Below are 2970 nucleotides of genomic sequence, written 5' to 3'. Positions count from 1 at the left end.
TGTGCCGCGGGGGCGACCGCGACCGCGCGTGGAGCCGGGGCGGGCGCGCCCTGCGAGCCGCACCCGGCGAGTGCCAGGGCGGCCGCAAGAGCCGTCAATCGGACAGATAGAGCAAACAGAGCTTTTGGAACACTGGACACGAAATGAATTCTAGACGGTGTCCGGAAAGTGGCATCCCTGCGATTTGGGGTATGGACCACCCCGTTTCCTGATGTTCCGGTACGGCCCTCCTGGGGTCATTGTTCGGCGCATCCGGACGGGGAGTTCGGGGTGCTGCTCGATCTCGCCTCTCGAGGAGGAGAAGGTCCATGAAACCCAGTCTGCGGTCCGGACGGGGGGCTCGCCTGACGGTGGGCCTCGCGCTCCTGTGTGCCGCGATGCTCTCGGTCGGCATCGGCTCGGCGTACGCGAAGGGTGGTACGGCGAAGCCGCCGAACAACCCGGCCCCGTTCATCATCCCGCCGCACCCGGCTGTCGCCCCGCCGGTGTTCTCCGTCAACGTCGCCGGGATCCACCAGTTCGACACCACCGGCTTCATCCAGGACGTCACCGTCGACCCGACGCTGTGCCCGGCACTCCCGCCCGCACAGGCCGGCGGCACCGCCGTGGTCAACGGCATCACGATCACGGTGCCGTGCAACTCGATCGTCCAGATGCCGGCGAACACCCTGTCCTGGGCGAACGCCGTCGACAAGGTCAGCCACCCCGACCTGTCGCTCAAGGACGGCGGCTACCCGTCGTTCGAGGCGACGATCACCGGCAACATCGCCGGCACCCGGCACATCGCCGGCCTGGTGTTCCTGTCCCAGCAGTCGCTCAACGGCGGCCAGGGCGTCATCACGAGCATCGACTACTCCACCGGCCGGATCCACGTGGGGACCGGCGTCGGTGCTCCCGACCAGGCCGTCCTGGAGATCAACGACCCGGACACCGCGCCCGCCGGCAGCCCTCCCACGGGCCGGTTCGGGCGGGCCAACTCGCCGGACGACCGGTTCAGCGTCGACCAGGCCAACCCGACCGTCCACGCGGGCACCGGCTACCCGATGTGCGTGCCGCGCACCACCGCGGACCCGACCGTCGCCGGCAACCCCGACGACCCGCTGTGCCCGCAGCGGAACCGGCCCAAGCCGGTCAACGGCACCTGCCGCGACTTCGTCCAGGCCGGGGTGAACCCGCTGCCCGCCAGCGGCAACCTGTCCCCGCCCGTGGCCGGTGCGACCTACTGCGGCCACTACGTGATGAACAGCGTGGCCGCACGGGCGCCCACCGACCCGGACCCGCGCCAGCAGGCCCCGTTCGAGGTCGGTGACAACATCATCTACTCGGGCACGCTGTTCAAGGTCCCGGCCGGTGGCCCGGACTTCCTCTCCGTGCACACCATCGAGGCCAACGTCGGCATCTACACCCAGCCCGGCAGCCAGCCCGCGTACACGGCGATCGGCCAGTTCGGCGTCGGCTCGGCCGACCCCTCGGCGACGGCGATCAACGGTGCCGCGCAGGAGACCCAGGACCGGATCTTCCTGGAGGCAGAGACCACCGACGTCGTCACGCCCGTCGACATCTACCTCGTCGACATCAACCCGCAGACGGGTACCGAGACCAACCGGTGGGTCACGCCCAACGCGATGACGGGGGAGAACGGCGGTCCGCAGGTCCTCGTCAACCCGAACGCCGCGCTGCCGAACATCAACGTCGGCGGCGGCATCTCCACCCAGTTCATCGGGGCGCAGCCGCAACGGGCCCGCCTGCGGGCGACCAAGGCGCCGACCGGGCTCCTGACCTCGCCCACCCGCACCCTGCGGGTCGTGCAGCGGTCACTGTGCCTGCCTCCGTTGAACCTGCTGCCTGCCGGCTCGACGTACCCGAACCCGGCTCTGGAGATCAACAAGCTGGACGCGAACGGCAATGACATCTGCCTGAACTCGCAGACCGCCGCCAACGGCCTGCGGGCCGGGCAGTACCAGGCGCCCACGTTCGAGTTCATCTTCCCGGAGAACGTCTCGCCGGGCGACGCCGTGGTCCCGAACGACTTCTGGGACCTGGGCTTCCTCGTCAACGGTGAGGGCCCCGGCACCGGGATCCTCACGCCGGCCCCGTGGTGATCACGTAACCACCACGCCGACCGCACGGTCCCGGGCGGGGCGGACACCTTCCGGTGCCCGCCCCGCCCGCCATGCCGACTCCGGGAGAAACCATGGTCGACGTCCCTGACGGCGCACCGCGGCCGACGCGGCGGGCCGTCCTCGTGACCTCCGCGGCGGCCGGCTCGGTCCTGGTCCTGCCCGCCTGTGGCCGGGCAGGCGCGGCGACCGTGGACCCGGGCGTGGGTGCCGTGGCGGCACCCCCGGCCGGGGATCCCGTCCTCGGCCTCACTTCCGACGTGCCCGTCGGGGGCGCGAAGGTGTACGCCGGGCAGCGCGTGGTGGTCACCCAGCCCACGGAGGGCACGTTCGTCGGCCTGTCCGCGGTGTGCACCCACCAGGGATGCGTCGTCGCCGCCCCCGACGGTGCGATCGCGTGCCCCTGCCACGGCAGCCGCTTCCACCTCGACGGCGCCGTCGAGGCCGGCCCCGCGTCCCGCCCGCTGGACGTGGTCGTGATCGCCCTGCAGGGCAACCAGATCGTGATCGGCGCCGCCCCCGACCCGGCTCCAGCCGCCCCGGGGTACTAGGACCATCGTCCACTGGCGCGCAGGGCGCCGACCGGGGACCATGCCCCCTCCGTTTGGGGGTCGGTGGATCCCCCCGCTCGGGCTGCTCCCCGCACCGTCCGATCACGACAGTGGTCGTGGGTCGGGGCCCGCGCGCAGAGGGGCCGAGATGGTGGAGATCAGCACGTGGAAGGAACCCGACGGGCAGCCCGCGGGTGGAGGTGGCGCCCGCGACGTGTCGCGGCGACGGGTCCTGGCCGGTTCGGCCCTGCTGGCCGTCGGCTCGGTCGTGGCCGGCGGCGCGCCCGCCGCGGTGGCCG

General features: G+C 71.9%; 2 protein-coding genes. Both read left to right on the top strand.

Annotation, left to right across the window (positions count from 1 at the left end; genetic code table 11):
- The first annotated feature begins 308 nt into the window (after positions 1-308).
- Positions 309-2102, top strand: coding sequence for a hypothetical protein (locus JWR81_RS18125; protein ID WP_297653781.1), 1794 nt, complete (start codon positions 309-311; stop codon positions 2100-2102).
- Positions 2103-2194: 92 nt separating this feature from the next.
- On the top strand, positions 2195-2671 hold the full coding sequence (locus JWR81_RS18120; RefSeq protein ID WP_297653778.1) for a Rieske (2Fe-2S) protein: 477 nt from the start codon (positions 2195-2197) through the stop codon (positions 2669-2671).
- Positions 2672-2970 lie beyond the last annotated feature (299 nt).

This window comes from Pseudonocardia sp., assembly GCF_025965585.1.
GTDB lineage: Bacteria > Actinomycetota > Actinomycetes > Mycobacteriales > Pseudonocardiaceae > Pseudonocardia.
Note: the sequence above shows the minus strand (reverse complement) of the source record. Positions and strands in the feature narration are given on the sequence as shown.